Source organism: Halotalea alkalilenta DSM 17697 (genome assembly GCF_000621205.1).
Taxonomy (GTDB): domain Bacteria; phylum Pseudomonadota; class Gammaproteobacteria; order Pseudomonadales; family Halomonadaceae; genus Halotalea; species Halotalea alkalilenta.
This window is the reverse complement of the sequence record NZ_JHYY01000036.1, coordinates 30,090-56,127: the sequence shown is the minus strand read 5'-3', so window position 1 is coordinate 56,127 and position 26,038 is coordinate 30,090. Positions and strand designations below refer to the sequence as shown.

General features: G+C 65.0%; 21 protein-coding genes and 2 pseudogenes. 10 read left to right on the top strand and 13 right to left on the bottom strand.

The window, feature by feature from the left end; translation table 11 throughout:
- Nucleotides 1-942: 942 nt before the first annotated feature.
- From Q376_RS25340 to Q376_RS0107450, 5 genes and pseudogenes are all read left to right on the top strand, one after another.
- A pseudogene (locus Q376_RS25340) lies at nucleotides 943-1,230 on the top strand (transposase); the annotation flags it as partial.
- Nucleotides 1,231-1,306: 76 nt separating this feature from the next.
- Nucleotides 1,307-1,510 carry a hypothetical protein gene (locus tag Q376_RS21775; protein WP_245598918.1) on the top strand — a complete coding sequence of 68 codons (204 nt, stop codon included), beginning with the start codon at nucleotides 1,307-1,309 and terminating at the stop codon, nucleotides 1,508-1,510.
- Nucleotides 1,485-1,610, top strand: a complete 126-nt coding sequence (locus tag Q376_RS25515; protein ID WP_281173351.1) for a hypothetical protein — start codon at nucleotides 1,485-1,487, stop codon at nucleotides 1,608-1,610. The genes Q376_RS21775 and Q376_RS25515 overlap by 26 nt, the downstream gene beginning before the upstream one ends.
- Nucleotides 1,611-1,705: 95 nt before the next feature.
- Entirely contained in the window at nucleotides 1,706-1,882 is a 177-nt protein-coding gene (locus Q376_RS25590) for a helix-turn-helix domain-containing protein (protein ID WP_342665962.1), read from the top strand.
- Between the two features lie 157 nt (nucleotides 1,883-2,039).
- A complete protein-coding gene (locus Q376_RS0107450; RefSeq protein ID WP_027349793.1) occupies nucleotides 2,040-2,627 on the top strand; it encodes an NAD(P)H-dependent oxidoreductase in 588 nt (195 codons plus the stop codon).
- Between the two features lie 37 nt (nucleotides 2,628-2,664).
- Here Q376_RS0107450 and Q376_RS0107445 read toward each other — a convergent pair whose 3' ends face one another.
- On the bottom strand, nucleotides 2,665-3,597 hold the full coding sequence (locus Q376_RS0107445) for an AraC family transcriptional regulator (protein WP_027349792.1): 933 nt from the start codon (nucleotides 3,595-3,597) through the stop codon (nucleotides 2,665-2,667).
- Nucleotides 3,598-4,080: 483 nt separating this feature from the next.
- Here Q376_RS0107445 and Q376_RS21770 point away from each other — a divergent pair, with 483 nt between their 5' ends.
- The 3 genes and pseudogenes from Q376_RS21770 (at nucleotide 4,081) to Q376_RS25505 (ending at nucleotide 8,389) form a co-directional block, all read left to right on the top strand.
- Nucleotides 4,081-5,247 carry an efflux RND transporter periplasmic adaptor subunit gene (locus tag Q376_RS21770; protein WP_081803445.1) on the top strand — a complete coding sequence of 389 codons (1,167 nt, stop codon included), beginning with the start codon at nucleotides 4,081-4,083 and terminating at the stop codon, nucleotides 5,245-5,247.
- A gap of 3 nt (nucleotides 5,248-5,250) precedes the next feature.
- A pseudogene (locus Q376_RS25510) lies at nucleotides 5,251-6,942 on the top strand (efflux RND transporter permease subunit); the annotation flags it as partial.
- A 76-nt stretch (nucleotides 6,943-7,018) separates the two neighbouring features.
- Nucleotides 7,019-8,389: an efflux RND transporter permease subunit gene (locus Q376_RS25505; protein ID WP_342665961.1), complete on the top strand. Its 1,371-nt coding sequence runs from the start codon at nucleotides 7,019-7,021 to the stop codon at nucleotides 8,387-8,389.
- 15 nt (nucleotides 8,390-8,404) lie between these two features.
- Here Q376_RS25505 and Q376_RS21760 read toward each other — a convergent pair whose 3' ends face one another.
- The 11 genes from Q376_RS21760 to Q376_RS0107380 form a co-directional block, all read right to left on the bottom strand.
- On the bottom strand, nucleotides 8,405-9,757 hold the full coding sequence (locus Q376_RS21760) for an MmgE/PrpD family protein (protein WP_052365046.1): 1,353 nt from the start codon (nucleotides 9,755-9,757) through the stop codon (nucleotides 8,405-8,407).
- A gap of 91 nt (nucleotides 9,758-9,848) precedes the next feature.
- Nucleotides 9,849-10,511: an amino acid ABC transporter permease gene (locus tag Q376_RS0107425; RefSeq protein WP_027349791.1), complete on the bottom strand. Its 663-nt coding sequence runs from the start codon at nucleotides 10,509-10,511 to the stop codon at nucleotides 9,849-9,851.
- Nucleotides 10,512-10,523: 12 nt separating this feature from the next.
- On the bottom strand, nucleotides 10,524-11,195 hold the full coding sequence (locus tag Q376_RS0107420; RefSeq protein ID WP_027349790.1) for an amino acid ABC transporter permease: 672 nt from the start codon (nucleotides 11,193-11,195) through the stop codon (nucleotides 10,524-10,526).
- 53 nt (nucleotides 11,196-11,248) lie between these two features.
- Nucleotides 11,249-12,019 (bottom strand): class II aldolase/adducin family protein, encoded by a 771-nt coding sequence (locus tag Q376_RS0107415; protein WP_027349789.1) that lies wholly within the window; start codon nucleotides 12,017-12,019, stop codon nucleotides 11,249-11,251.
- Between the two features lie 24 nt (nucleotides 12,020-12,043).
- Nucleotides 12,044-12,799: an amino acid ABC transporter ATP-binding protein gene (locus Q376_RS0107410; RefSeq protein WP_245598917.1), complete on the bottom strand. Its 756-nt coding sequence runs from the start codon at nucleotides 12,797-12,799 to the stop codon at nucleotides 12,044-12,046.
- 31 nt (nucleotides 12,800-12,830) lie between these two features.
- Nucleotides 12,831-13,673 carry a substrate-binding periplasmic protein gene (locus tag Q376_RS21755; RefSeq protein ID WP_052365045.1) on the bottom strand — a complete coding sequence of 281 codons (843 nt, stop codon included), beginning with the start codon at nucleotides 13,671-13,673 and terminating at the stop codon, nucleotides 12,831-12,833.
- A 93-nt stretch (nucleotides 13,674-13,766) separates the two neighbouring features.
- Nucleotides 13,767-14,846 (bottom strand): AbrB family transcriptional regulator, encoded by a 1,080-nt coding sequence (locus tag Q376_RS21750; protein ID WP_052365044.1) that lies wholly within the window; start codon nucleotides 14,844-14,846, stop codon nucleotides 13,767-13,769.
- Nucleotides 14,830-16,125, bottom strand: a complete 1,296-nt coding sequence (gene gabT, locus Q376_RS21745; protein WP_052365043.1) for a 4-aminobutyrate--2-oxoglutarate transaminase — start codon at nucleotides 16,123-16,125, stop codon at nucleotides 14,830-14,832. Before gabT ends, Q376_RS21750 begins: the two co-directional genes overlap by 17 nt.
- 17 nt (nucleotides 16,126-16,142) lie before the next feature.
- A complete protein-coding gene (locus tag Q376_RS0107390; protein WP_027349787.1) occupies nucleotides 16,143-17,816 on the bottom strand; it encodes a hydantoinase B/oxoprolinase family protein in 1,674 nt (557 codons plus the stop codon).
- A complete protein-coding gene (locus Q376_RS0107385) occupies nucleotides 17,806-19,881 on the bottom strand; it encodes a hydantoinase/oxoprolinase family protein (protein WP_027349786.1) in 2,076 nt (691 codons plus the stop codon). Before Q376_RS0107385 ends, Q376_RS0107390 begins: the two co-directional genes overlap by 11 nt.
- A 15-nt stretch (nucleotides 19,882-19,896) precedes the next feature.
- Entirely contained in the window at nucleotides 19,897-21,399 is a 1,503-nt protein-coding gene (locus Q376_RS0107380) for an aldehyde dehydrogenase (protein ID WP_027349785.1), read from the bottom strand.
- A 334-nt stretch (nucleotides 21,400-21,733) separates the two neighbouring features.
- Here Q376_RS0107380 and Q376_RS0107375 point away from each other — a divergent pair, with 334 nt between their 5' ends.
- Together Q376_RS0107375 and Q376_RS0107370 are read left to right on the top strand one after the other, a co-directional pair.
- Nucleotides 21,734-24,004 carry a molybdopterin-dependent oxidoreductase gene (locus Q376_RS0107375; protein WP_211266618.1) on the top strand — a complete coding sequence of 757 codons (2,271 nt, stop codon included), beginning with the start codon at nucleotides 21,734-21,736 and terminating at the stop codon, nucleotides 24,002-24,004.
- Between the two features lie 68 nt (nucleotides 24,005-24,072).
- Nucleotides 24,073-24,843, top strand: a complete 771-nt coding sequence (locus Q376_RS0107370; RefSeq protein ID WP_027349783.1) for an IclR family transcriptional regulator — start codon at nucleotides 24,073-24,075, stop codon at nucleotides 24,841-24,843.
- A 184-nt stretch (nucleotides 24,844-25,027) separates the two neighbouring features.
- Here the strand turns inward: Q376_RS0107370 and Q376_RS0107365 are convergent, their stop codons facing one another.
- Nucleotides 25,028-25,759 carry an IclR family transcriptional regulator gene (locus Q376_RS0107365; protein WP_027349782.1) on the bottom strand — a complete coding sequence of 244 codons (732 nt, stop codon included), beginning with the start codon at nucleotides 25,757-25,759 and terminating at the stop codon, nucleotides 25,028-25,030.
- Nucleotides 25,760-26,038: the final 279 nt, after the last annotated feature.

Here is a 26,038-nt window from a genome sequence, read left to right as displayed (position 1 = left end):
TGAGCGATGCTCTCTCTCCATGGCCTATAGCGACATCGGTGTGACCGGGTGGGTCAGCCATCACCCGATGCTCGGGCATCGATCACGTCAAGACCCTGCGCCGATGCATCGACGCGCCAGCCGATGATGGGCGTCGCGGTAATGAGCGGATCAGGCATAATGGCTCATCGCGAAGCTGGCCCGATATCCTCGATTCACTGAGCCAAGCTGCCAGCATAGACTGGCAGGATGGGGCAAATATGAAATCTGAAAGCAGTGAAAGCACAGCGCGTTTTAGTCGTCGCCAGTTTTTCGGGCTGGCGACGGCATCTCTAGCGGCAGCCTACGCCTGGCCAACGGTACAGCCGGAGGAATGGTCAGGGCTGGCCTTTCGGGCGAGGGATGTCACCGATCGACTCACCCTCGCTGCCGAACAGCTGCACCGCAGTATCCATGTCGTGGTACCCCGCATTTTTCGGGATACAGATTGATCTAGGCCACTGCGACCGAGGCACCTAGGCCAGATGAAGACCGCCGCGGCCCAGTTCCAGCGCCGCACGTCGAATGCGAGCCGCCTGACACTCCATCCTCCGACAAACCTCCAAGAATTGCTCTTCCATACGTCAAAGACGTATCAGATTAATGACAAACCCCTTTTGACCCAGCGACGCTCTCGATCCTGGCGAGTCGAGAACCGTTTGGGCCCTAACCCACCTCTTGCTCGCTTAGATGCGAGGGGCGGCCCCACTCGCGCTCCCCCTGAAAGGGGACGCGCCGCCACGAGATCGCGAAACCCTGGCCGATCAATCGCTTGCCCTCGGGTCGGCGCGCATGGACATCCCTGTCCGGGCGCGCCTTTTGCGACATCCATGTCGCAAACCCCGGTGCAATCGATTGCCGGCCAGCGCGCTCTCGGAGGCGGCTGGAAACCATCGTGGCATCTTCAAATATTTTGTCAGCAGTCTGTACAAGCGACGAAAGGAGACGGTGGAGCGAAGCTTCGCCGATGCCAAACAGCTACACGGCCATCGCTACGCTCGGATGCGGGGACTGGCTCGGGTGAGAGAGCAGTGTCTGCTTGCCGCAGCCTGCCAAAACCTGAAGAAGATGGCCCTGGCGCGGATGCGCCGGCTATTTTCATCCATTTTTGGGGCCTGGAGCGTTGTTCAACGGCGCTGTGAGGCGTTGATGAGCGCCATGACCGTCATCTACCGATTCCCTGGGTATCTGCACGCAAAGTGGGTGGCGTGAACTGAAATGACGAACCCTGCCTGTAAAAGCAGGGTTCGTCAGCAGTCTGATACGTCAAAGACGTATGGTCGATGGCATGTACACAATCATCGAAACCGCCACGTTCAGGCGCTATGCCACCGGCATCTGGCAAGAAGACGAGCGTTTGGCGTTCTTCTCGTGGTTGGCGGCCAATTCATTGACCGGCGATGTGATTCCCGCAACGAGCGGTCTGCGCAAGATTCGCTGGAGTCGCTCGGGGATGGGAAAGCCGGGTGATCTACTACAACACCCTGGATGACGGCACCATCTGGCTGCTGATCGTCTATACCAAGGCCAAATTCGACAACCTGCCTGCTACCTTGCTCAATCAGCTGAAGGAGGAGATCGAACATGGATAAGGAAATGGAACAGTTCGGACGTGACCTGCTGCAATCCGTACGCGAGATGAAGGCCGGCAAGGCGGCACGCGTTACGCGCGTGGAGGTGTCGGAGGCTGCCTCACGCGCGCCAGCGGGTCGGCGCTTCACAGTCAGAGTTCGCCAAGCTGATCGGCGTCAGCGTGCGTACCCTGCAGGAATGGGAGCAGGGGCGGCGCGGGCCCACCGGCGCCGCTCGTACGCTGCTACGCGTCGCCGTACAGCATCCCGAAGCGCTGCGAGATCTGTCGTAAGTACTTGCCGGAGCATCGGGTGATGGGGCCGACATAGGGAGCCGAGGTCGGCTGTTCGCCGCTTGACATGGTTATCTACCATAAGTAGCTTTGCCAACAAACCTACCAAAAGTAGGAAAGGTCTGACTATCTTCTCAACCATGGCAGGAGCTTCACCATGCATGCGCTCATCGTCGTCTCTCACCCCGAGCCCGAGTCACTCACCCATAGCATCGCTCTGCGTATCGCCGAGGGCGTGAGCATCTCGGCGCAGGGCAACTCGTTCGAGATCGCGGATCTCGCCGCGGAGGCTTTCGATCCTAGATTCAGCGCAGCGGATCTTGCCGCTAGCCGCGGCCAGGCAGCACTCTCCGCCGATGTCATCGCCGAACAGGCGAGGATCGATCGCGCCGATGCCCTGGTGCTGGTCTATCCCGTCTACTGGTGGTCGATGCCGGGGCTGCTCAAGGGCTGGATCGATCGCGTGTTCGTCAGCGGCTGGGCGTTCGACTTCGATGCGGATGCCCAGCTAGTGAAGAAGCTCGGCCACCTCAGTGTTCATCTCGTCGGTATCGGTGGAGCCGATAGGGAGACCTACACACGGCACGGCTACGCCGACGCGATGAAGACGCAGATCGATCATGGGATTTTCGACTACTGCGGTGCCCAGGTCCCGACCTCCATGCTGCTGCTGGAATCGGAAACGCGCCCGCCGGATGCCCACCTGGCATCCGCCCATGCCATCGGGCGAAATCTCTTCGACTGATCCCAGCAGTGCCCGACCGCAGCCGCGCCGGGGTGGGTCACCCCTCAGCGGAAACCAAACGCTGCCCGCGACCGTACCTCCGTGGCGAGGCACCCATGACTCTCTTGAACGCCGTGCTGAAGGCGCTTTCGGATTCGTAGCCGAGCGACAAGGCTATGGTGGAGATTGAGTCGTTGGAGTTCTCCAGCCGGTCGCCGGCGAGCAGCATTCGCCAGCGCGTCAGGTATTCCATCGGCGAGGCCCCGACCGTCTCTTTGAATCTCTGCGCGAAGGCCGATCGCGACATGCAGGCACGTTCCGCCAGTTCGTGCAGCTTCCAACGATGCGCAGGATTGGCATGGATCGCGTTGATCGCGGCGCCCAGCTGCTTGTCCGCCACGCCGAGCAGCCATCCCACCCCGCCCATCGTCGACGCTTGCTCCACATGCAGCCGCAGCGCCTGGACCAGCATCATCTGGGCGAGGTGCTGCAGCACCAGGAAGCTGCCCGGCTGCTGCTCGCGCAGCTCCTGCATCATCCGCTCGACCGACCAGCGCAGCGCCGACTGACCCGCCTCGCTGCGGATATGCCCGATGGGCGGCAGCAGTCCCATCAAGGTGCTTGCATGACTGCCGCTGACAGCGAAACGACTGCCGACGAGAAAGAAGTCCCCGCCGCCGTTGATGGTCACGACCCCGCCGGCGCGGGCCGGAGGGAAGAAGTCGCTGGCCGCGGCGGGCGTCACCGCCATATCGCTCGCGAGACGGAATGGACGCCCGCTCGGCAGTACGAAGCAGTCCCCCTGGGTCAAACGCACCGCCTCGGGAATGCCCTCCACAGCGAGCCAGCATCCGCCGGAAACCACCGCATAGCACTTGATGAGCTGGTGCTGGGCGGCGAACTGAACCGACCATTCACCACCTGCGTCGAAGCCGGAGGACACGTAGCTGCGCGGCTTCAGCAACGAAAGTACGTCTGAGAGCGGATCCATAAACTTTCCTGGACGATGGCAAGAACAGCTCGGACACCAAGCCCTGGATCGTACTATCGGGCTCGGCGGCCTTACCTGTCATGAAACCTCGCCGTTCCTTTCCACCGACTTACCATGTTCTCTCGATGGACATGTTCTTTCGAGGGAAAGGAACCGCCCGATCACCGCGCACGCCAGTGGCTGGACACGCAGCGAGAATGTCCCGCTCCTCGTCTGGATGATCGCAAATACAAGCAGGACTACCCCGCATAGACCCTGGCCGGTGCAACCACCTATCTTCGGCCCGGTCGCAAGACAAGGCGGCTACTCGGCCAAGCCCATGGCCCGCCTCGATTAGGATCGACGCCGCTTGCTCGGCAACCCGGTGCGCAAGCCACAAGCGTTGCAGGGATGCTTTTGATCCTCGCGCGCCGGTATGCAGTGAACACCCGTTTCATAGCTAAAAGAACGACGCCGCACAGCGCCATACAGGAACATGGATTCATGCATCCAATCCTCACCCGCCCCCTCACCCGCCCCCTCCACCGCTTCATCATCCGCGGTTTCACATGCCACCTCGTCGAGCTCCTCCGCTCAGTACGCGTCGCTCCCCTCCTGCTGCTCGCCGCCTGCGGCGCGCCGTCCGGTGATAGCGCAGAGGACCCGAGGGCCGAGGCGGTCCGGGTCTCCGTGGCGCTGGTGGAAGCCGCTGCGTTCGGCGAACGTTTCTCGCTTTCCGGCACCCTGACCGCCGAGCGCGAGGCGGGGCTATCTCCCCGCGTCGACGGACTGGTGGCGCGCGTGCACGTCGATGCCGGTGATCATGTCGAGGCCGGGCAGGTGCTGATCGAGCTCGATCCCGCCATCGCCCGCCAGGGGCTGCTGCGCGCCCAGGCCCAAACGGAAGAGGCCGAAGCCGCCTTGCGCGAGGCGCAGCGCCTGCACACCGAGGCGCAGCGTCTCGGCGCTGGCAGGAGCATTGCCGCCACCCAGATCGAAGCACGCGCCGCGGCACTGCAGCTAGCCCGAGCGGTAGCGGACTCGGCCCGGGCCAATGCGCGCGAACAGGCGGAGCAGGTCGAGCGGCATACGCTGCCGGCGCCGTTCGATGGCGTGGTGGCCGAGAAGCTCACCGAGGCCGGTGAATGGGTACAGCGCGGCACCCCGGTGCTGACCCTGGTCGCGACCGAGCGCGTGCGCCTCGATTTGCGTGTACCGCAGGAGCGCTTCTCCCAGCTGGACGGGAATGCGCAAATCCGCGTGTTCGCCGATGCGCTGGGCGACACGACGCTACCGGCGACCATCGGCGCGCGGGTGCCGGTCACCGATCCCCGTGCGCGTGCCTTCCTGCTGCGCCTGCTGGTGGAAGACCCCGAGGGCCGATTGCTCCCGGGTACCTCGGCTCGCGCCGAGATCGATCTCATCGCGCAAACGCCCGCGCTTGCGATCAGTCGCGACGCCCTGCTCCGCCAGCCCGACGGCGGCTACAGCGTATTCATCGTGGAGGACGATGGCGATGCAACGGTCGCTCGCCAGCGCAGCGTGCGGATCCTGCACGAACGCGATGGCCAGGTCGCCGTGGCTGCCGGCCTCAGCCGCGGCCAGCGCGTCGTGGTACGCGGCAATGAGGCCCTCGATGAAGGCCGCCCCGTCGAAGTGATGGAGCGCTGAGCGATGGGCTTCGATCGCATTCTCCGTCATGGCACCCTGATCGCGGTCGCGGTCCTGATCCTCTGCGTGCTGGGGATCAGCGCCGCGCTGCGGGTGCCGGTGCAGATGATCCCCGATCTGGAAGTGCGCACCATCAGCGTCGACACGAGCTGGCCCGGCGCCTCGCCGCAGGACGTGGAGAAGGAGATCCTGATCGAGCAGGAGCAGTACCTGCGCACGCTGCCCGGCCTGCGTCGCATGGTGTCGACCGCCAGCATCGGGGAAGCCAGCATCGTGCTGGAGTTCCCCTTCGGCGTCGACATCAACGAGGCGCTGGTCCGCACCAACAACGCGCTCAGTCAGGTCTCCGATTATCCGGAGAACGTCGACGCACCGGCATTGACCACGGTCTCGGTCTCCGAAGAGCCGTTCATGTACTTCCGCGTCGGCCCGAGCGCCGACAGCGGCGCAAACCTCGACCTGGCGATGATGCGCGACTTCCTGGAGGACGAGGTGCGGCCCCGCCTCGAGCGTGTCGACGGGGTCTCGCTGGTCGAGGTCAATGGCGCGGCCGAACGCCAGGTCCGCATCGAGATCGACCCATACCGCCTGGCCGAACGCGGATTGGACATGACCGATGTGCGCGATGCGCTGCGGGCACGCAACGTCGACCGCTCCGCCGGCGACCTGGACGACGGCAAGCGCAGCGTGCTGGTGCGCACGATCGGGCGCTTCCGCACGCCTGCCGAGATCGGCGAGCTGATCGTCGCCGAGCACGAGGGCGCCCTGATGCGCCTGTCCGATCTGGCCGAGATCCGGCTCAGCCACCACGAGCTGCGCGAAAGCGCCTACTACAACGGCCTGCCGACGCTGTTCCTGGCGGTGCGCCGCGAGACCGGCTCGAACGTGATCCAGACCAAGTACGCGGTGCTGCCAGAGGTCGAGGCGATCAACCAAGAGATAATGGCGCCGCTGGGGCTCGAGATCACGCTGGTCAGCGAGGATGCGCGCTACGTCGAGGAGTCGGTGGCCAACGTCTGGACCAACCTGCTCCTCGGCGCACTGCTCGCGACCCTGGTGATGTTCGCTTTCCTGCGTTCGGCGCACAGCACCTTCATCGGCGTGATCGCGATTCCGATCTGCACCATCGCCGCCTTCATCGGCCTGCTGCTGGCCGGGCGCACGCTGAACGTGATTTCCATGGCCGGCGTGGCCTTTGCCATCGGCATGACCCTGGACAACACCATCGTGGTGCTGGAAAGCATCGACCAGGCGCGGCGCCGCGGACTGGACCGCTTCGAGGCCGCCCTGGCCGGCGTACGCCGGGTCTGGCCCGCGGTGCTGGCCTGCACCCTGACCACCGTGCTGGTGTTCGCACCGACCCTGTTCGTCGAGGAAGAGGCGGGCCAGCTCTACTCGGACATCGCGATCGCCATCTCCGCCGCGATCCTGGCCTCGATGGTGGTGGCGGTCACGGTGCTGCCCGCGCTGGCCACGCGGCTGATGCCGCCACCGGGCGCGGGGAACGCAGCCGGCGGCGATGTGTTCGACCGCATCGGCCAGCGCCTCGGCGTGCTCCACGTCACCTGGCCGCGTCGCGTCGCGGTGCTGGCCAGCACGCTGGTCGCCTCCGTGCTGGCCGTGGCACTGCTGACGCCGCCGGCCGAGTACCTGCCCGAGGGCGAGGAGGCGCGAGTGTTCTCGCGCATGATCGCGCCGCCCGGCTACAATTTGTCCGAGATGGAGGGCATCGCCCAGGAGTTGATCACCGAACTGCGCCCGCGGCTCGACGATGCGCCCGAGCGCTATTGCCCGTGGCGAGACGGACATACCGGCGCTGCGCATCTTCGCCATGTTCGTGGATCCGCAGGGCATCAGCATCATGACCGACCCGAAGAACCCGGCCGAGGTCGACGCGCTGATAGGCGCCCTGGAGAGGCTCTACACCTCCTGGCCCGGCATGCGTGCCTTCGCCTCGCGCGGCTCGATCATTTCCAACGACGAAGGCGGCACCCGCAGCATCAATCTGGACATCGCCGGTACCGACCTGGCGCAGATCTATCGCGTCGCGGGCTTGGCCTATACCCGCGCCGCGACCCTGTTCGAAGGCGCCCAGATCGGCTCCGAGCCGAACGCGCTGAGCCTCGACCAGCCGATGCTCGAAGTCGTGCCGCGCTGGGAGCGTCTGGTCGAGGTCGGCCTCGACGGCGAGCGCTTCGGCTATTCGGTCGCCGCGCTCAGCGATGGCGCATTCGCCGACGAAATGATCCTGGACGACCGCCGCATCGACATCTATCTGTTCAGCAGCGCCGGCAGCGGGCAGCGCGTCGACCGCCTGCCCGATCTGCCGATCGCCACGCCGTCCGGCGCGGTGCTGCCGCTATCCGCACTGGGCGAACTACGCGAGTCCGTCGATACCGACAGCATCCGCCGGCTGGACGGCCGCCGCACCGTCACGCTGAACATCGTGCCGCCGCGCTCGGTGGCGCTGGAGACCGGCGTTGCGCGCGTGCGCAACGAGCTGATCGAATCGATGCGCACCGCCGGTGAGATTCCGCACGACGTGTCGGTGGACATCACCGGCGCCAGCGACCAGCTGCAGGCCACCCGCGAAGCCGTCTCGGGCAATTTCCTCATCGCCGTGCTGCTGTGCTACCTGGTGCTGGTGGTGGTCTTGCGCCATTGGGGACGGCCGCTGTTCGTCATGGCCACGATCCCGGTCGGCCTGGCCGGCGGCATCATCGGGCTGGCGCTGCTCAACGGCGTGGGCGCCGGGTTCGGCATTCACCAACCGTTCGACATGATCACGCTGCTGGGCTTCCTGGTGCTGCTGGGCGCAGTGGTCAACAACCCGATCCTGATCGTGCAGGAAGCGTACAAGCGTCTCGAGGAGGGGGCCGAATCGATTGCGGCGGCGGTGGACGACGCGGTGCGCATCCGCTTGCGCGCGATCCTGATGTCCAGCCTGACCACTATCTTCGGCGTGGCGCCGCTGGTACTGATCCCCGGGGCGGGCACCGAGCTCTATCGCGGCCTGGGCGCCATCGTGATGTTCGGCATCGCCTTCTCCACCCTGGTCACACTGACCTTCCTGCCGAGCCTGATGGTGGCGGCGCTTACGCTGCACGAGCGAGCCGGCGGGCTGCTGCGCAGGGCCCAATGAAACACCAACAAGGCCTCAGTTTCTCCGAATCCCCTCCAACAACGCATCGAGGCAGGAAACGTCCGCCAGCCGGCGCAGGCGCTCGAGCATCGCCACTGTGCGCTCCCTGGGCAGATTCGATGCTGCGCTGGCAAGAAACTTCGCCTCCAGCTCCGCATCGCTGAGCGGATCCTCCGGGTCGCCCTTGCGATGTGGCTGGAAATGCTCGAGAACTCGACCGTCCGATAGCTGGATCCTGATCCGTGCACTGCGCTTGGCCGGAAACGAGGCATCGATGGCGGCATCGACCTGCATTCGTACGCGCGGCATCAGCCTGCGTACCGCGGGATCATTGATCCGCCCGGACTCGAATGCGCTCATCCCGACATCGCCGTGGTGGAGCGCACGGGCGAGCACGTAGGCCATGCTGAAGCGTGCAGCCAGCGGATCGGCTGGCGCGGCGTTCGCGGTCATCGCCAGGGTCCGCTGATTGGTGAATACATCGATGCGTTCGATACGCTCCAGCGCACTGAACAATTCGGGGCGAAGCGCGAGCACCGCATCCACCGCCGAGAAGGTTTGCCCGCAGCATGCGTGGCGCTTGAAGGTGATGCTGGCGGTATTGCACACCTGCCCCAGATCGGCGAGCGCCAGCCGCCAGTCGGGCGATCCCCCCATCGCCGAGCCGAATCCTGCATCGCCCTCGAGGATATCCAGCGCCCCGGTCACACCGCGGCGGGCCGCGAGCGCCGTCCACACGCCAGTGTCGGCGGCGTGGCCAGCGTGCAGCGGCTTGGTCATCGCAGCGCTGCGGAAAGCTTGCTGCAGGCCGCTGGCGAACGTGGTCGCATTCGCCAGCGCGTGGGCGAACTGCTCCTCGTCGCATTTCAGCAGCATCGCGGCCGCCGCTGCCGCACCGATGCAGCCGACGGTGCCTGTGGTATGCCAGAAACGGTAGTGGCCCGGGTTGATCACGGTGGCGATGCGCGTGGAGATTTCGTAGCCCACCAGGATCGCCATCAGCAGCTCGTCGATGCTGGCGCCCCGGGACTCGGCGACGGCAAGTGCCGCGGCGATCACCGGGGCTCCTGGGTGGAAGAGCCCTTCCTTGTAGATGTCGTCCAGCTCCAATGCGTGGGCGGCTACCGCGTTGACCATCGCCGCGGAACGCATGCCGAGCTGCCTGCTGTCGAGTACCAGGGCGTCCGCGGCAGGCCCTTCCAGTTCCAGAGAGTCCTTCAGCAGGACGACGACCTCGGCATGCGCGCCCGCGATGGCGCAGCCCAGCCAATCCATCAATACCCGCCGCAAGGCGATTCGCTGCGCATCGCTCAGCGACTGCGCATGCTGGCCCAAGGCGTAGTGGGCGAATTGCTGACAAAGAGTCATGAGGAAGCCGCAGATCAGGGACGAAGGCCTAGCCTACTCAATCGACGGGAGCTCTGCACATGGAGAAATGAGGCCCCCTCCTCCCGGCTCGTCAGCTCTCGCGACTTTCCAGGCGATTGAGCAATTTGACGATCGGCAGCAGGATGATCAGATAGATCAGCGCGGCTGCGATCAAAGGCGTCGGACTGTAGGTATTACCCTGGGCGATACGGGCCATGCGCAGCAGCTCGGGCAGAGTCACCACACTGGCGATCGACGTCACCTTGATGGTTTCGAGGATGTTGGTGATCAGATCCGGCGCCATGTTGCGCACCGCCTGCGGAATGACGATGTAGCGCTGGACCTGGATGAAGCCGAGCCCGGTGGAGCGCCCCGCCTCGACCTGGCCCTTGGGCAGGCTGTCGATGCCTGCGCGGAACACTTCGGCGAAATAGCTCGATACGTTCAGCGTCAGCGCCAGGATCACCGAGCTGCGGGTGCCGATCTCCACACCGAAGAACGGCAGTCCGTAGTAGATCAGGATCAGCAGCACCAGCGAGGCGAAGGTGCGGAAGAAGTCGACGTAGAGGGTGATCAGCAGGCTCAGCCAGCCTATTCCCAACGCCCGCGCGCAGGCCAGCAAAAGGCCGACACCGATGCCCAACGGCACGATGATCGCCGATAGCAGCAGGGTCTCCTTCAGACCCTGCAACAGCATCGGGTAGATGGCGACGATGATGTCGATATTGAAAAAAGTCTGCTGGAAGCTACCCATCGTACGCGCTCCTCACTTGGCCCACTGACTGCGGTGTTCGAGCAACTTACTGGCGAATACCAGCGGATAGATCATGATCAGGTAGCCGATCGCGGCCATCATCAGCGGGGTGGTATTGGCCGCGCTGCTTTGCACGGTGATGGCGGTGCCCAGCAGCTCCGGCACCGCGATCGCCGAGGCCAAGGCGGTATTCTTGGTCACCGCGATCAGGCGTCCGGTCAGCGGTGGGATGGAGATGCGCATCGCCTGCGGCAGCAGCACGTGCTGCATGGCCTGGGCGAACGTCAGCCCGGTGGAGCGTGCCGCTTCGAACTGTCCCTTGTGGATGGCGCGAATGCTGGCCCAGAAGATCTCTTCGGCGAATGCCATCAGCACCAGTGAAAGAGACAGCCAGGCCACGGTGAATCCGCTCAGCCGCATCCCCGTATAGGGCAGGCCGAAATAGAGCACGATCATCAGCACCAGCGGAGGCAGGGCGCGGATGACGTCGATCGTCTGCTTGATGATGAAGTTCAGCGGACGAAAACCGAGACAGCGAGACAGCGCAAGCAGCAGGCCGCTGAGCACACCGGTGACGATGACCAACAGCGCAAGCCAGAGGGTCTTGGCGAATCCGACGCTCAATTCGGGCGCGTACCTGATCATTACGTCCCAATTGAAAAAGTTGTAGATGAACGCTTCCACGGGGCGGTTCTCTCGAATCGGATCGAAATAGCGAAAACCAACGATCGTTACGCTCAGCGCTCGTAGCTCTCGCGCTGTGCGGATATCTCACGCAGGGCCGCGGCCCATGCGGGTTCGATCCAGGGCGCGTACTCCTCTTCCCGATACTGCTTGGCGACGTGCGAACAGATGGCATCGGACGGTACATGCAGCTCGGCACCGCCGGACTGCGCCGCGAGCTGCGCCTGGCAGGCACGTTCGAGAAAGTAGATCTGGTCGAAAGCTTCCGGGATGGTCCTGCCGCCGACGAGCAGCCCGTGATTGATCAGGATCATGGCCTTGTTGGTCGGGCCCAGATCGGCGGCCAGGCGCTCGCGCTCGGCATGGTCCAGGGCGATCCCCTCGTATGGGTGATAAGAGAGACGGCCATAGAACTTCAGCGCATGCTGGCTGATCGGCAGCAGCCCCTGCTTCTGTGCCGACACCGCGATCCCGGCTGCCGTATGGGTATGGACGATGCAGGTCAGATCGGGGCGCGCCTTGTGCAGGGCGGAATGGATAGTGAAGCCGGCCGGATTGATCCAGCGGTTGCCGAGGCCCTCGGTCTCGATCACCTCGCCCGCCAGATCGACCTTCACCAGGCTCCCGGCAGTGATCTCGCTGAACAGCGAACCATAGGGGTTGATCAGGAAGTGCTCCTCCGGCCCCGGCACCCGAGCGCTGATGTGGGTGTAGATCAGGTCGGTCATGCGGAAATGGGCAACCAGCCGGTACAGCGCCGCCAGCTCCACGCGCACTTGCCACTCGCTCTTGCCCGCGTGCTGGTACTCGATAGGGATGGTCATGGGACTGCCTCCTGGACAATGGACTCAGCGATTGATCTGGGAGAGGAACTCGCGCAGCCGCGGGTGCCTGGGCCGCGCGAAGATCTCCTCGGCGGTGTCCTGCTCGACGATGCGGCCATCGGCCATGAAGATCACCCGATCGGCCGCTTCGCGGGCGAAGCGCATCTCGTGGCTGACCACCACCATGGTCATGCCCGACTCACGCAGCTCACGCATGGTGTTGAGCACGCCGCCCACCAGTTCGGGGTCCAGCGCACTGGTCGGCTCGTCGAACAGCACCACCTTGGGTTCGAGCGCCAGCGCACGGGCGATCGCCACCCGCTGCTGCTGCCCTCCGGACAGCTGCCCGGGATAATGCTCGCAGCGCTCCGCCAGCCCGACCCGCGCCAGCATCGCCAGGCCGATCTCACGTGCTTCCGCCTTGCCCTTTCCCGCTACCTTGCGCAGCGCCAGCATCACGTTCTCCAGCGCCGTCATGTGCGGATACAGGTTGAAGGACTGGAACACCATGCCGATCTTGGTGCGCAGCAGGTTGACGTTGACCTTCGGCGAGCCGATGTTGACGCCCTCGAACAGGATGTCGCCCGAGGTCGCCTCCTCCAGCCGGTTGCAGCAGCGCAGCAAGGTACTCTTGCCCGAGCCGGAAGGCCCGATCAGGAAGATCAGCTCCTGCGGCATCACCCTCAGGTCGATCCCGCTGAGGATCTCGAGCTGACCGAAGGATTTACTCAGCCCGACGACTTCCAGGATGGGTTTGTCGGTGATGGTCGCGGTAGTCATGGCGGCACTCTCGTGGCTGGAAAAAGAGCGCTCAGCGGCAGTTCGGGGTATGTTCGGTGGGGTCGTAGTTCGGGTATCCCGGTGCGCCGTAGCCGGGGTACACGGTCATCACAGCGCCGCCTTCGAGGGGTTCGAGCCCGGTCCACTTACGGTAGATATCCGCAAGCTCTCCGCTTCGCTTGATGCACTCCAGCGCCTCGTCCAACTCGTTGCGCAGTTCAACATCGTCGCGGCGGACCGAATAGCCGTAGACCTCGCCGTTGTCGATGACGAAACCGGACACCATCAGCATCGGCGCCTTCTTCGCCGCGTCCCCGGCCGAAGCGCTGTATACCAGCGCCGCATCCGCCTGGCCGCTGACCACCGCCTGGATGGCGTCGCTGTTCTTGTCGTAGCGATTGATGCTCCATCCATACTGGTCCTGCCGCTCGGTCAGCCACCTGTCGAACAGGTTGCCGCGATTGACCGCCACCACTTTGTCCCTCAGGTCCTCGGGCGAGGCGATCTTGTCGTCGGATGCGCGCTGCACGAACTGATAGGTCGCGTCGCCATAGGGTTCGACGAAGAGCATGCTCTGCGCCCGCTCCTCGGTGATCATCGCGGCGGACAGCACCATGTCGAACTTGCCGGCGTTCAACCCCGCGTAGGTGGTCGACCAGGCCTGGTCGATGATCTTGATCTCGGTGCCCATCTGCCGGCTCAGCGCCTTGGCTACATCCACGTCCATGCCCTCGAACTCGCCTGACGCGCCGACCGAAGCGAAAGGTGGATAGCCGACGTCGGCCGCGGCGGTGATGGTCTCGGCGGCCTGGGCGGAGAAAGCGCAGGCCAGCGCCAGCCCTGCGATGGTTAAGCGCGATCCTTGGATGATCATCGACGAATGCTCCTAGTTATTGTTGGGTAAGCCACGAATTGATCAACCGGCTCGATTGGAAAACGACTGCCGTTGGCGAGTGAGCCGATCGGCTCACAGCTTCTCCTTCACGCTGGCCGCCTTGTGAATCCCGCTGCGCCGCAGCCAATACAGCCAGAGCGGTGCGACCAGCATCAGCGAGATCAGTCTCAGCAGATGGTGGAAGGTGACGAACACCGGATCGATGTTCAGCGTCATCGCCAGGATCGCCATCTCGCCGATACCTCCCGGCGCGAAGGCAAGAATCGCGATGTGCAGCGGAACGCCCAGCAGCCGGTGGATCAGGTAGGCGAAGCTGGCCAGTACCGAAAGCGTCAACGCCGTCGCCACCAGGGTCTGGAGGGCGTAGCGCAGCAGCTGGGCCAGTTTCACCCCGGAAAACCGGGCGCCGATCGCGCTGCCGAGCACCCAGAGCATCACCTCGACTCCCCAGTACGGCAGGTGCAGCCGGGCCAGGTCGGCGGCGCCCAGTCCGGCCGCGATCAGCATCGAGGCGAGCAGCGCCGGGTTGGGCAGGCACAGCCATCTTCCCAGCGCGATGAACGCCGGCAGTGCCGCCAGCAGCCAGAGGCCCTCCACCCCCTCGGCCGTGGCCACCACCCCGGCCGGTGCGCTGGCGTACTGGACGAAGAACGGTGGCAGCACCAAGACGATGATCAGCGCGCGCAGCGACTGCGCCACCGCGATCCTCGGCGGATCCCCGCCGGCCTTGTCGCCCATCATGATCATCGCGGTCATCGCTCCGGGCGCGGAGGAGAACCAGGCACTGACCTTGTCGAAGCCGCAGCGTCGGTACCACCAGGCACCCACCAGGGTCGACACCCCGACGCCCACCAGCAGCGCCGCCGCCGATACCGGCCAATCGAGCATCCGGCCGGTAAGCTGGGGAGTCACTTGGCCGCCCAGCAGCAGGCCAAGCACCCCCAGGAAGTACTCCCGCAGGCGGTCCGGCACCGCGACGTCTCCGCCGCCGACGGCCAGCAGCAGGTTCGCCAGCAGCGGGCCGAGCATCCAGGCCAACGGCAGGTTCAGCGCATCGAACAGCATCCCGCCCAGCGCACCAACCGACAGCGCGCGCAGCAGCATCGACGGCCAGCGGCCGCCACGCACGAATCTGTCAGCGAGCCAGGGCATCGCCGCTGCTTTTCGCGTGCTCACGAACGGCAGCGGAAAACTTCTCCATTCCCTCATCCAATACGTCCAGCGGCATGGTCAACGGATGAAGGAAGCGAATCACGTTGCCATAGAAGCCACAGACCAGCGTCAGCACACCGTTTCTCAACGCCGCGGCCTGGATCGACTGGGCCATGGCCGGGGCCGGCTGGCCGGCATCGTCGAGCAACTCCATCGCAATCATGCTGCCCTTGCCGCGCACTTCGGCGATGTTGGGCAGCACGTCGCGCAGCGCCTCCAGCGCAGCGACGAGCCTGCTGCCGATCAGGTTGGCGCGCTCGACCAGGCCCTCCTCCTCGATCACCTCGAGCACGGCATGAGCGGCGGCGATCGCCAGCGGATTGCCGGCGAAGGTGCCGCCGAGGCCGCCGGGGCCCGGGCCATCCATGATCTCGGCCCTGCCGCAGACCGCCGAGAGCGGCACCCCACCGGCGATGCTCTTGGCCATGGTCATCAGGTCCGGCGCGACGCCGTAGTGCTCCATCGCGAACAGCTTGCCGGTACGGCCGAAGCCGGTCTGGATCTCGTCGGCGATCAGCACGATGCCGTGCTGGTCGCACAGCGCGCGCAGCCCCTGGACGAACTCCAGCGGCGCCGGAACGAAGCCGCCCTCACCCTGCACCGGCTCGAAGATGATCGCCGCCACCTGGCTTGCATCCACTTCGGTCTTGAACAGGCGCTGCAGCTCACCCAGCGCGTCTTCGGTACTGATGCCGTGCAGCGCGTTCGGATAGGCGACGTGATAGACCTCGGTCGGAAACGGACCGAAGCCGGTACGATACGGCTGCGCCTTGCCGGTCAGGGCGATACCCATCATGGTGCGGCCGTGAAAGCCGCCAGAGAAGGCGACGATCGCGCGCCGGCCGGTGCTGGCGCGGGCGATCTTCACCGCGTTCTCCACCGCCTCCGCACCAGAGGAGAAAAAGGTGGTCTTCTTGGGATAGTCACCAGGGGTGAGCCTGTTCAACTTCTCGGCCAGCTCGACGTAGGATGCGTAGGGGGTGACCTGGAAACCGCAGTGGATCACCTGGTCCAGCTGCGCCTTGATCGCGGCGACGACTTTCGGGTGGCGATGTCCGACGTTGTTCACCGACACACCGCTGACGAAATCGATGTAGCGGTTGCCTTCGATATCCCAGATCTCGGCGTTTTCCGCGCGCGCTACGTAGAACTCGCACCTGACCCCGACGCCACGGGGTGTGGCGGCGTTCTTGCGGGCGACCCACTCTGCGTTGCTCATCTGCTGCTCCTGTTGATTCAACTGTCGATACGAATGCCGTAGCGGCGCAGTGCCGCTTCGGGACTGACGAAACCGTCGCTGACGTCACGACGCACCGCCGCCGGGTCGCGCTCGGTGACCGGGCCGTAGCCGCCGCCGCCGGCGAGGCGAAGGCTGAGCACGTCGCCGCGCTTCAAGGTGCAGGTCTGCTTGGAATGCAGCGCGATCGCCTCGCCATCCGGATTGAGAATCGAGGCGGCCAGAGCGCCGGACTCGGCGCCGAACAGGCCGTAGGGTGCGCGAGCGTGGCGATCGCCCAGCAGCGAAAGCTGGACCTCGGCGGTACGGATCTCGATGTCCTTGCGCAGCCCGCAGCCGCCGCGGAACTTGCCCGCGCCGCCGGAATCCTGGATCAGCTCCAGGCGGTTGATCTTGATCGGGTTGTAGGTTTCATGGACCTCGACGGGGATGTTCGCGCAGTTGATCACCGGGGCGAGCCCTTCGACACCGTCGGCGTAGGCTCTGGCGCCGAAGCCGGCGAACACCAGGTCGTAGTAGATGAAGGCGTGGCCAGTACGCTCGTCGATGCCGCCGATGATCGGGTTGCTCCAGTGCGAGAAGCCGCCCATCGCCTTGTCCTTCAGCAGCGGCGCCAGCGCGCCGTTGATGACTTCGAAAATGCGCACCTGAATCGCCGCGCGCCCGCCGCTGGGCGCCGGGAACACCGGGTTGAAGAACGAGCCCTGGCGGCCGATGACCGCGACGGGGCGTATCGAGCCGTCGTTTTGCGGCATGAACGGATCGGTGAAGGCCCGCACCGCGAACATCGCGTGCGCGCGGGTAAAGTTCTGATAGGCGTTGATCGCCGCTGGCACCTGGTCGCTGCTGCGGGAGAAATCCACCACCACCTCGTCATCGATGATGGTCACGTCGACCGCCACGCGGATGGGCTCGCCGCCGATCTCGTAGCTATCGAGGCAGTCCTCGAAGCTGTAGACCCCATTGGGGATCTCGCGAATCAAGGCGCGCATCTTGGCCTCGGACCGATCGAAGATCTCCTCGATGCCGGCGGCGACGCCCTCGACGCCGAACTTGTCGAATATCGCCTGCACCCGCAGAACGCCTAAGTGGTTGGCATTGCGCTGCGCGCTCAGATCACCGCGGACATGCTCGGGCATCCGCACGTTGGCGCAGATGAGGCGCATGATCTGCTGGTCGAACTCGCCCTCGACGATCACCTTGACCGGAAGGATGCGAATGCCCTCCTGATAGGCCTCGGTGACGCCGATGACCTTCTGCGAACCCGGGGCGGCGCCGCCGACGTCGATCTGGTGCGCGATGTTGCAGACGAAACCGACCAACTCACCCTCGAAGAACACCGGGGAGACCAAAAAGAAGTCCGGAAAGTGGCCGGAGCCCATCGCCGAGTCGTTGAGCAGCACGCCGTCGCCGGGCTTGAAGGTTTCCAACGGGTAGTAGTCGATCACCGTACGTACCACGTAAGGCATCGCACCGAGGTGTCCAGGGGTGAAGTTGCCCTGCGCGATCAGGCGGCCTTGGCGATCGAAGATGCCGGTGGAGAAGTCGTCGGCCTCGCGCACCGCCTGCGAGAACGCGGTCTTGCGTAAGGTACTGCCCATTTCATCGGTGACCGAGACGAAGCTGCCCCAGAGCAGCGACAGCGCGATCGGATCGAGTGCGCTATGCGCCATCGCCCGCCCCTCCCAGGATCTCGATGACCAGGTTGCCGGCGGTCGACAGCGCAGCCGTGGTGCCAGGCGGCAGCACGGTGGTGGATTCGGCCTCCTCAATGATCGCCGGCCCCTCCACGCGCTGACCGGTACGCAGCGCCGAGCGCCTGAACACCGGGGTGTCGATGTAGCCGCCGGATTCGGGAAAGTAGGCCCTGCGGCCGTGCACGATGCTTTCGGTGCGAAGCTGTGCCTGCGCGCGCGCGGCCGTGCGGCCGTCTCGGGTCACCGTCAGGTGCCAGTCGGTAGCCTCGACCGGCGCATCGCCCTCGTCGTAGCCGTAGGTCCGCCGGTAGGCCGCGGCGAAGTTGCGCCGGGTGGCGGCCAGATCCGCCGCGCTATCGGCCGAGATCGCTACCGCCACCCGCAGTTCGGAGCCCTGGCCGAGGTAGCGGGCATTGACGAAGTAGCGATGCTCCAGATCCGCGCGCGCCAGCTTGCGGATATCGTCCACCGCCTGAGCGCGCAGGTTCTCCAGCAGCGCCGCGACCGCCTCCCGGACGCCGTCGGCCAGGATCAGCGGCTTGCTGATCGAATAGTCGAGACGTGGCTCGGCCACCAGCAGGCCGATCGCCGAACCAACGCCCGCGCCGACCGGTACGATCACCCGCGGGATGCCCACCGCCATCGCCAGGCGCACCGCATGCAGCGGGCCGGCACCGCCGAAGGCGACCATGGTGTACTGGCGTGGGTCACGGCCGCGCTCGACCGATACGATGCGGGTCGCCCGTTCCATGTTCGCATTGGCCAGGGTATGGATGCCCCAGGCCGCCTGCTCGACGCCCACGCCCAAAGGCTTAGCGATGTGCCGGCGAATGCCCTCGGCCGCCCGCTGATCCTGCAGCGCCATGGCGCCACCGTTGAAAAAGCCCGGGTCGAGATAGCCCAGGGTCAGGTTGGCGTCGGTCACCGTCGGCAGCTCGCCGCCGTTGCCATAGCAGATCGGGCCTGGGCTGGAACCCGCGCTCTCGGGCCCGATCTTGAGCAGGCCCATGTCGAGATGGGCGATGCTGCCGCCGCCGGCGCCTATCTCCAGCAGCTCGATGGCGGAGATGTTCAGCGGCAGTCCGCTGCCGGGCTTGTAGCGCAGCTGATCCACCTCGAAGGTGGAGAGAATCGCCGGTTCGCCACGCTCGATCGCACCGAGCTTGGCGGTGGTGCCGCCCATGTCGAAAGACAGCACATGGTCGGCGTCCTCCTGCTTGCCGATCGCCGCGCACATCAGCACACCCGCCGCCGGCCCGGACTCGACGATGTTGATCGGCTTGTCGATCGCCAGCTGCGGGGTGATCAGTCCCCCATTCGACTGAATGATCGCCAGTGGCGCCGCGATCCCGGCATCGCGCAGCTTGGCGCCAAGCTCGTCCACGTAGCGCCGCACGATCGGCTTGATGTAGGCATCCGCCACGGTGGTGCTGGTACGCTCGTACTCGCGGATACGCGGTGAGATGACCGAGGAGAGCGTCACCGACATCTTCGATCCACGCTCGGCGATCCGGCGCGCGATCGCTCGCTCGTGAACGGGATTGACGTAGGCGTGCAGCAGACAGACGGCGACGGAGAGATAACCCGCCGCCTGCAGCGCCTCCAGCAGCGTGTCGAGCTCGGCGATGTCGAGCGGCTGCTCGACGCTGCCGTCGAACAGCACCCGCTCGCTCACTTCATGGATGTCGCGGCGCGCGATCAAGGGCTTCGGCTTGTCGAGATGCAGGTCGAAGGTCTCGTAGCGCTTCTGCCGGCCGAGCAGCAGCACATCGCGAAACCCTCGCGTGGTCAGCAACGCCGTGCGGCTGCCCTTGCGCTCGATGATCGCATTGGTGGCGACGGTGGTCGCGTGCAGCACGGCCTCGACCTGGCCCGCCTCGATACCGGCCTCGTCCAGCAGGGTCCTGATCCCCTGCAGCACCGCCTTGGAGGGCTCATGGTGGGTGGACAGCACCTTGGCGAAGCGCCGCTCCCCGGTGTCGGCATGCTCCAGGACGAAGTCCGTGAAGGTCCCGCCGATATCGAAAGTGACTCTGTACATGCCCGGGACACCTGCTCAGCGGCGCACGAAGGGATTGGCGACCTGCAGGTCGCTCGAGATCCATACGCACTTGGTTTCCACGAACTCATGGATGGCCTGGATGCCCGACTCGCGCCCGACGCCGGAGCCTTTGTAGCCGCCGAAAGGCGAGGTGAAACTGGTGGCGCGATAGTTGTTGACCCACACGGTGCCGGCCTTCAGCCGCTCGACCATGTACAGCGTACGGTGCAGGTCCCGGGTCCAGACCCCGGCCGCCAGGCCATAGGCGGTGTCGTTGGCGATGCGCAGGGCGTCGTCGGCATCCTCGAACGGCATCACCACCAGCACCGGGCCGAAGACCTCCTCCTGGGCGATACGCATGTCGTTGCGCACGTGGGTGAAGATGGTCGGCTCGACGAAGCGCCCGGCGCCCAGCTCCGGGCGGGACCTGCCGCCCAGCGCGCAGACCGCGCCCTCCGCCTTGGCGATCTCGATGTAGTCGAGGATCTTGCGGAACTGACCGGGCGTGGCGATCGGGCCGACCTGGGTGCCCTCCTGGGTCGGATCGCCCAGCACCGCATCGGCGACGAACGCCACCAGACGCTCGACCAGTTGGTCATGGATCGAGCGCTGCACCAAAAGGCGCGAACCGGCCAGGCAGGTCTGCCCGGAGGCCGCGAAGATGCCCGACACCACGCCCTTGACCGCCTGATCGAGGTCGGCGTCGTCGAACACGATGTTCGGCGACTTGCCGCCCAACTCGAGGGTAACGGTCTTCAGCTGTTTCGCCGCCAACTCGTAGATCCGCCGCCCCGCGGCGTCACCGCCGGTGAAACCGATGTGCGAGACCAGCGGATGGGTCACCAGCGGCTCACCGACCTCCTCACCGAAGCCACAGACGACGTTGACGACCCCTTTTGGGAACCCCGCCAGCTCGAACAGCTTGGCGAACTCGATCATCGACGCCGAGGTGAACTCGGAAGGCTTGATCACCACCGTGCAGCCAGCAGCCAGCGCAGGGGCCAATTTCCAGGTGGTGAGCGACAGCGGCGAGTTCCATGGCGTGATGATTGCAACCACTCCCTTGGACTCGTATCGGGTGTAGGCGAACACCCCTTTCTTGTCGGTGGGGATGACCGAGCTCTCCACCTTGTCCGCCAGGCCGCCGTAGTAGCGGTAGTACTCGGCGGTATAGCGCACCTGGCCGGTCACCTCGGTGGCCAGCTTGCCGTTGTCGCGCATCTCGATCTCGGCGATTCGCGCCGCGTGCTCGACGATCAGGTCGGCCAGACGCATTAGGCACCGTCCCCGCTCGGTGGCGCTCATCGCAGGCCAGGCGCCCTCGCTGTGGGCACGATGCGCGGCCTGCACGGCAAGCTCGACATCCGCCGCGCCGCCGCGCGCGACTCTTGCCCACGGCTTGCCATCGAAGGGGTTGTCCGAGCTGAACCAAGCATCATCCAGTGACGGGCGCTCCTCACCGTCGATGAACAGGCCATAGCGTGGAAGGAGATCGGCAGAGGTCGAGTCACTGGGCATGACGGAGATTTCCTCTTCATCGGCGGCCGCTTCGAGTCATTCGAAGCGGATCAATGTGTTCCAAATATAGAAACGTGTTTTCAAATTAAGAGATGGCGAAGTAAGGCGTCAAGCACTTCCAGGCTACTTTTCTCCAATTCAATCGACGCCCGATTAATGTGCAAAAAACGCAGTGTTAGCACGATTTTGGCGCATCTTGTTTTTCCCCTGCCCTCTTGTCTTGGACTTCATCGCTGGATAACGTGGAACCAGGTTTCAAATAAAAAGGGGCAGGATCATGTCGTCCACAAGCTACATGGCGTTTCACTGGGGTCTGTACGAGGTGGAAAACGCCATGACCGATGGGTTGAGGGTGCGCCCTTTCCACCGCGATCCTGCCCCCTCTCCCATCGGCCTTCACGCAGCCGACCCTACCTTGTCCCGCGCGCGTATCCGCAGGCCAGCGATCCGCCGGGGCTGGCTCGAGGCCAAGCGCGGCGGCCGCGACGATGGCTTCCGCGGCCAGGACGCTTTCGTCGAAGTGGAATGGGACGAGGCACTGGATCTGGCCGCCTCCGAGCTCGACCGGGTGCGTGAGACCTTCGGCAACGAGGCGATCTTCGGAGGCTCCTACGGCTGGTCCAGCGCCGGGCGCTTCCACCATGCGCAGAGCCAGGTCCATCGCTTCCTCAACACCATTGGCGGCTACGTGCGTCACATGGACTCCTACAGCCTCGGTGCGGCGAGGGCGTTGATGCCCTATCTGGTGGCGCCGATGGACCGGCTGATGTCCGAGCACACCGACTGGGCGACCATGGCGGCCCACACCAGGCTGTTTCTGACCTTCGGCGGAGTACCGGCGAAGAACGCCCAGATCAGCGCCGGTGGAACTTCCGCTCATCGGATCCCGGGCGGCCTGCGCGCCATGGCGGAGGCAGGCGTACGTTTCGTCAACGTCAGCCCGGTACGCAGCGATCTCGACACCGGCGCCGATTTCGAGTGGTGGCCGATCAGGCCGAATACCGACACCGCGCTGATTCTCGGCATGTGCCATACGCTGCTGGCCGAGGAGCTCTACGATCGCGATTTCCTCGAGCGCTACTGCGTCGGCTTCGAGGTGTTCCGTGACTATCTCGACGGTACCCGCGACGGTGAGGCCAAGACCGCCGACTGGGCCGCAACGATCACTGGCCTGCCAGCCGGGGATATCCGCCAGCTCGCTCGGGATCTCTACGCCACCCGCAGCATGATCAACATGGCTTGGTCGCTGCAGCGCGCGCACCACGGCGAGCAGCCGTTCTGGGCGCTGATCGCACTGGCCTCGATGATCGGCCAGATCGGCCTGCCCGGGGGTGGCTTCGGCGTCTGCTACGGCGCTGAGAACCTGATGGGCAGCCCGCACCGCAGGATCAAGGGGCCGACACTCGCCCAGGGCCACAACCCGGTCGGTGGCTTCATCCCGGTGGCGCGTATCGCCGACATGCTGCTGCACCCTGGCGGGAGCTTCTCCTACCGGGGTGAAGACCACCGTTATCCCGACATCCGGCTGATCTACTGGGCCGGCGGCAATCCTTTTCACCATCACCAGGATCTCAACCGCCTGATGCGTGCCTGGCAGAAGCCGGAGACCATCATCGTCAACGAGATCTACTGGACGCCGCTGGCCAAGGCCGCCGACATCATCTTCCCGGCGACCTCTCCGATGGAGCGCAACGACATCTTCCATGCCACCCGCGAACCCTGCATCGCCGCGATGAAGCGAGCCCAGCCGGTGTTCGGCGAAGCGCGCGATGACTACGCGATCTTCAGCGCCCTGGCCGAGCGCCTGGGAGTCGCGGACGCTTTTTGCGAGGGCCGGAGCGCCGATCAATGGCTCAGGCACCTTTATGAAAACTGGCGCCGGCAGCTCGTCGACGACGACATCGAACTGCCCGACTTCGATACCTTCTGGGACACCGGGATCATCGAGCTCCCCCAGACCGGGGAGCCTGTGGTCATGCTCGCCGGGTTCCGTGACGACCCTCGGGCAAACGCGCTCGAGACCCCCTCCGGCAGGATCGAGATCTTCAGCCAGCGCATCGCCGGATACGGCTATGCCGACTGCCCCGGCCATCCCTGCTGGCTGCCGCCCGAGGAGTATCTCGGCAGCCCGGTGGCCGAACGCTATCCGCTGCATCTGATCACCGACCAACCGGCGACCCGCCTGCACAGCCAGCTCGACCACAGCCCCAACAGCCTCGATAGCAAGATCAGCGGGCGCGAGCCCATCTGGCTCCATCCGGACGATGCCGCCGAGCGCGGTATCGTCGACGCCAGCCTGGTGCGGGTATTCAACGATCGCGGCAGCTGTCTCGCCGGCGCGGTGGTGACGGATGCGATCCGCCGCGGCGTGGCCAAGCTCTCCACCGGCGCCTGGTTCGACCCGACCACCTGGTCGGCCGAGGGGTCGCTCGAGAAGCACGGCAATCCCAACGTACTCACCATCGACCTGCCGGCGTCCGCCTTCTCCCAAGGCTGCAGCGCGCAGAGCTGCCTGGTGCAGATCGAGGCATTCCTCGCGCCAACGCCTGAGCTCAGCGCGCATCTTCCACCGCGAGGGATTGAAAACTTCACCGAACCCCAATAGCCTGCGCGGCTCGATAGCCTGGACGAACGCTCGATGCCCATGCTCAAGACAACTGGGATGCAAGGTTCATGGACAAGGTTTTCCTGAAAGGTCTTGCCCTGCTCGAGACGCTGGCCAATCACGACGAGCCGCGCGGGATCACCGAACTCGCCAACGAGCTGGGGCTGACCAAGAGCAATGTGCACCGCCTGCTGCAGGCGCTGATCCACTGCGGCTTCGCCTACCAGGACGAAGATAGCCTCCGCTATGCCTGCACCTTCAAGATGTGGCAGCTGGGCACCCAGGTATGGAACCGTACCGACATCAAGCCCATCGCCCGCCCTCACTTGCTGGAGCTGAACAGGCTGACCCAGGAGACCGTGCATCTGTCGGTGCGCGAAGGCACCGACGTGATCTACGTCGACAAGGTCAACTGCGCGCATCCGATCGGCACCTTCACCCGGATCGGCGGACGCGCACCGGCCTACTGCACCGCTACCGGTAAGGCGCTGCTTTCGACCCTGCCGGATGCGGAAGTCGAATCTCTCGGCATCCAGTTCAAGCCCCATACCGACAAGACCCTGCTGACCCTGGAGCAGCTTAAGGCCGAGCTGGCGCGCATCCGTCGGCAGGGCTTCAGCACCAACCGGGGCGAATGGAACCAGGGCGTCGGCGGCGTCGCCGCCCCGGTATTCAACGCCACGCAGACCGCCTGCGCGGCGATCGGCATATCGGGCCCGCTGGAGCGGCTGACGCCGAAGATCCGCAAGGCCTATACCCAGCTGGTTCTCGACGCGGCGAGCGCGATCTCCGAGAGCTTGGGCAGAGGACCGCTGAACGGCGCAGCCAGAACGCCTTGATCCAGTTCTTCCATCCCGACATCTGAAACATGGATGAGCGAAGCGCATCGAGGGGCACGAACGGGCCAACAAGCCCGTTCGTGCCGAGCGGCGCCCATACGCGCCAAGGCCGAGTATCGGCTTGGCAATGAAGGGCGCCAGTCGAGGGATCGAGCGGCATGGCGTTGGTCGGATCCGGATCGTTTCAGCCATCGAGCAGGTCATAGAACGGGGAGCGCAGCGCCTTGCTCACCTCCCGTGCACTCTGCACCACCAAGGGCTTCATCTGCTCGATTCGCGCCTCGGTGAAGCGGGTGCGCGGCCCCGACAGCGCCAGGGCACCGATCAGCCCCTGGTCCAATGCGAAGACCGGCGCGGAGATACCCGCGATCCCAGGCCCCCGCTCCCCCAGGGAAACGATCGGCAGCGCCAGCAGGCGATCGGTGTCGGCGGGCCGGTCGCCGTCCTCGTTCTCGAACTCCTCGAAGACGTGGCCCGCCGCGCCCTTATTGACCTCCACCGCGTCGCCCTCGGCCACGTGCTCGCGCAGCAGCTGGTCGGTGTCTTCGCGAAACAGGCAGATACGCCGGTGCCCTTCGCGCCGGAAAAAGGAGCCGCTTTCCCCGGTCGCCGATACCAGCTGCCTCAGCGCCGGGCGGATCAACTCCTCGAGGCCGAGGTTCTGCCGATAGGCACAGCTGATGCGAAACGCCTCGGCGCCCACGGTGTAGCGCTTGTCGGGCATCATCGCAACGAACCCGGCATCGCGCAGCGAGACCAGAAGGCGCAGCGCCGAACTCTTCACCAGCCCGCTGCGACCGCTGATCTCGTGCAGGGAAAGAATCGACGTGCGGCTGTCGAAAAGCGACAGGATCCGCAGTGCTTTGTCCACCGCCTCGACCCCTTTCGTCTTCAACCTAGGGGTTTCTCCAGCCATCTCGTTCACTCCTCAGCGAGAACGGGAAAAAGCGGCACTTTACCCGCGCTCGTCGCTTGACGTTTCGTATTTGGTCGTAGATCATTCTACTCAATGATATTGCATTTCGCACAATGGAACAAATCGAACCAGCTACCGCTGGTCGATACCGACTCAACGAGGAATCAAGCCGCAGCATGAAGAGGTCGCGCATCGCTAAGCGATGAGACTTCAGAGGGCGAAGGCAAAAAAGGCAAAAGACCAAGACGCATGGCACGAGATACGCAGCACCACTTAACA

Coding starts and splice junctions, on each gene's coding strand:
- Q376_RS0107375 (WP_211266618.1), top strand. CDS start 21,734: ATGACCGATGGGTTGAGGGTGCGCCCTTTCCACCGCGATCCTGCCCCC.
- Q376_RS0107415 (WP_027349789.1), bottom strand. CDS start 12,019: ATGACCATCCCTATCGAGTACCAGCACGCGGGCAAGAGCGAGTGGCAA.
- Q376_RS21750 (WP_052365044.1), bottom strand. CDS start 14,846: ATGCCCTGGCTCGCTGACAGATTCGTGCGTGGCGGCCGCTGGCCGTCG.
- Q376_RS0107380 (WP_027349785.1), bottom strand. CDS start 21,399: ATGCCCAGTGACTCGACCTCTGCCGATCTCCTTCCACGCTATGGCCTG.
- Q376_RS0107365 (WP_027349782.1), bottom strand. CDS start 25,759: ATGGCTGGAGAAACCCCTAGGTTGAAGACGAAAGGGGTCGAGGCGGTG.
- Q376_RS0107445 (WP_027349792.1), bottom strand. CDS start 3,597: ATGGATCCGCTCTCAGACGTACTTTCGTTGCTGAAGCCGCGCAGCTAC.
- Q376_RS0107410 (WP_245598917.1), bottom strand. CDS start 12,799: ATGACTACCGCGACCATCACCGACAAACCCATCCTGGAAGTCGTCGGG.
- Q376_RS21775 (WP_245598918.1), top strand. CDS start 1,307: ATGTACACAATCATCGAAACCGCCACGTTCAGGCGCTATGCCACCGGC.
- gabT (WP_052365043.1), bottom strand. CDS start 16,125: ATGAGCAACGCAGAGTGGGTCGCCCGCAAGAACGCCGCCACACCCCGT.
- Q376_RS0107425 (WP_027349791.1), bottom strand. CDS start 10,511: ATGGGTAGCTTCCAGCAGACTTTTTTCAATATCGACATCATCGTCGCC.
- Q376_RS25505 (WP_342665961.1), top strand. CDS start 7,019: ATGCGCCCGAGCGCTATTGCCCGTGGCGAGACGGACATACCGGCGCTG.
- Q376_RS0107385 (WP_027349786.1), bottom strand. CDS start 19,881: ATGTACAGAGTCACTTTCGATATCGGCGGGACCTTCACGGACTTCGTC.
- Q376_RS21770 (WP_081803445.1), top strand. CDS start 4,081: ATGCATCCAATCCTCACCCGCCCCCTCACCCGCCCCCTCCACCGCTTC.
- Q376_RS21755 (WP_052365045.1), bottom strand. CDS start 13,673: ATGATCATCCAAGGATCGCGCTTAACCATCGCAGGGCTGGCGCTGGCC.
- Q376_RS21760 (WP_052365046.1), bottom strand. CDS start 9,757: ATGACTCTTTGTCAGCAATTCGCCCACTACGCCTTGGGCCAGCATGCG.
- Q376_RS0107390 (WP_027349787.1), bottom strand. CDS start 17,816: ATGGCGCATAGCGCACTCGATCCGATCGCGCTGTCGCTGCTCTGGGGC.
- Q376_RS0107450 (WP_027349793.1), top strand. CDS start 2,040: ATGCATGCGCTCATCGTCGTCTCTCACCCCGAGCCCGAGTCACTCACC.
- Q376_RS0107370 (WP_027349783.1), top strand. CDS start 24,073: ATGGACAAGGTTTTCCTGAAAGGTCTTGCCCTGCTCGAGACGCTGGCC.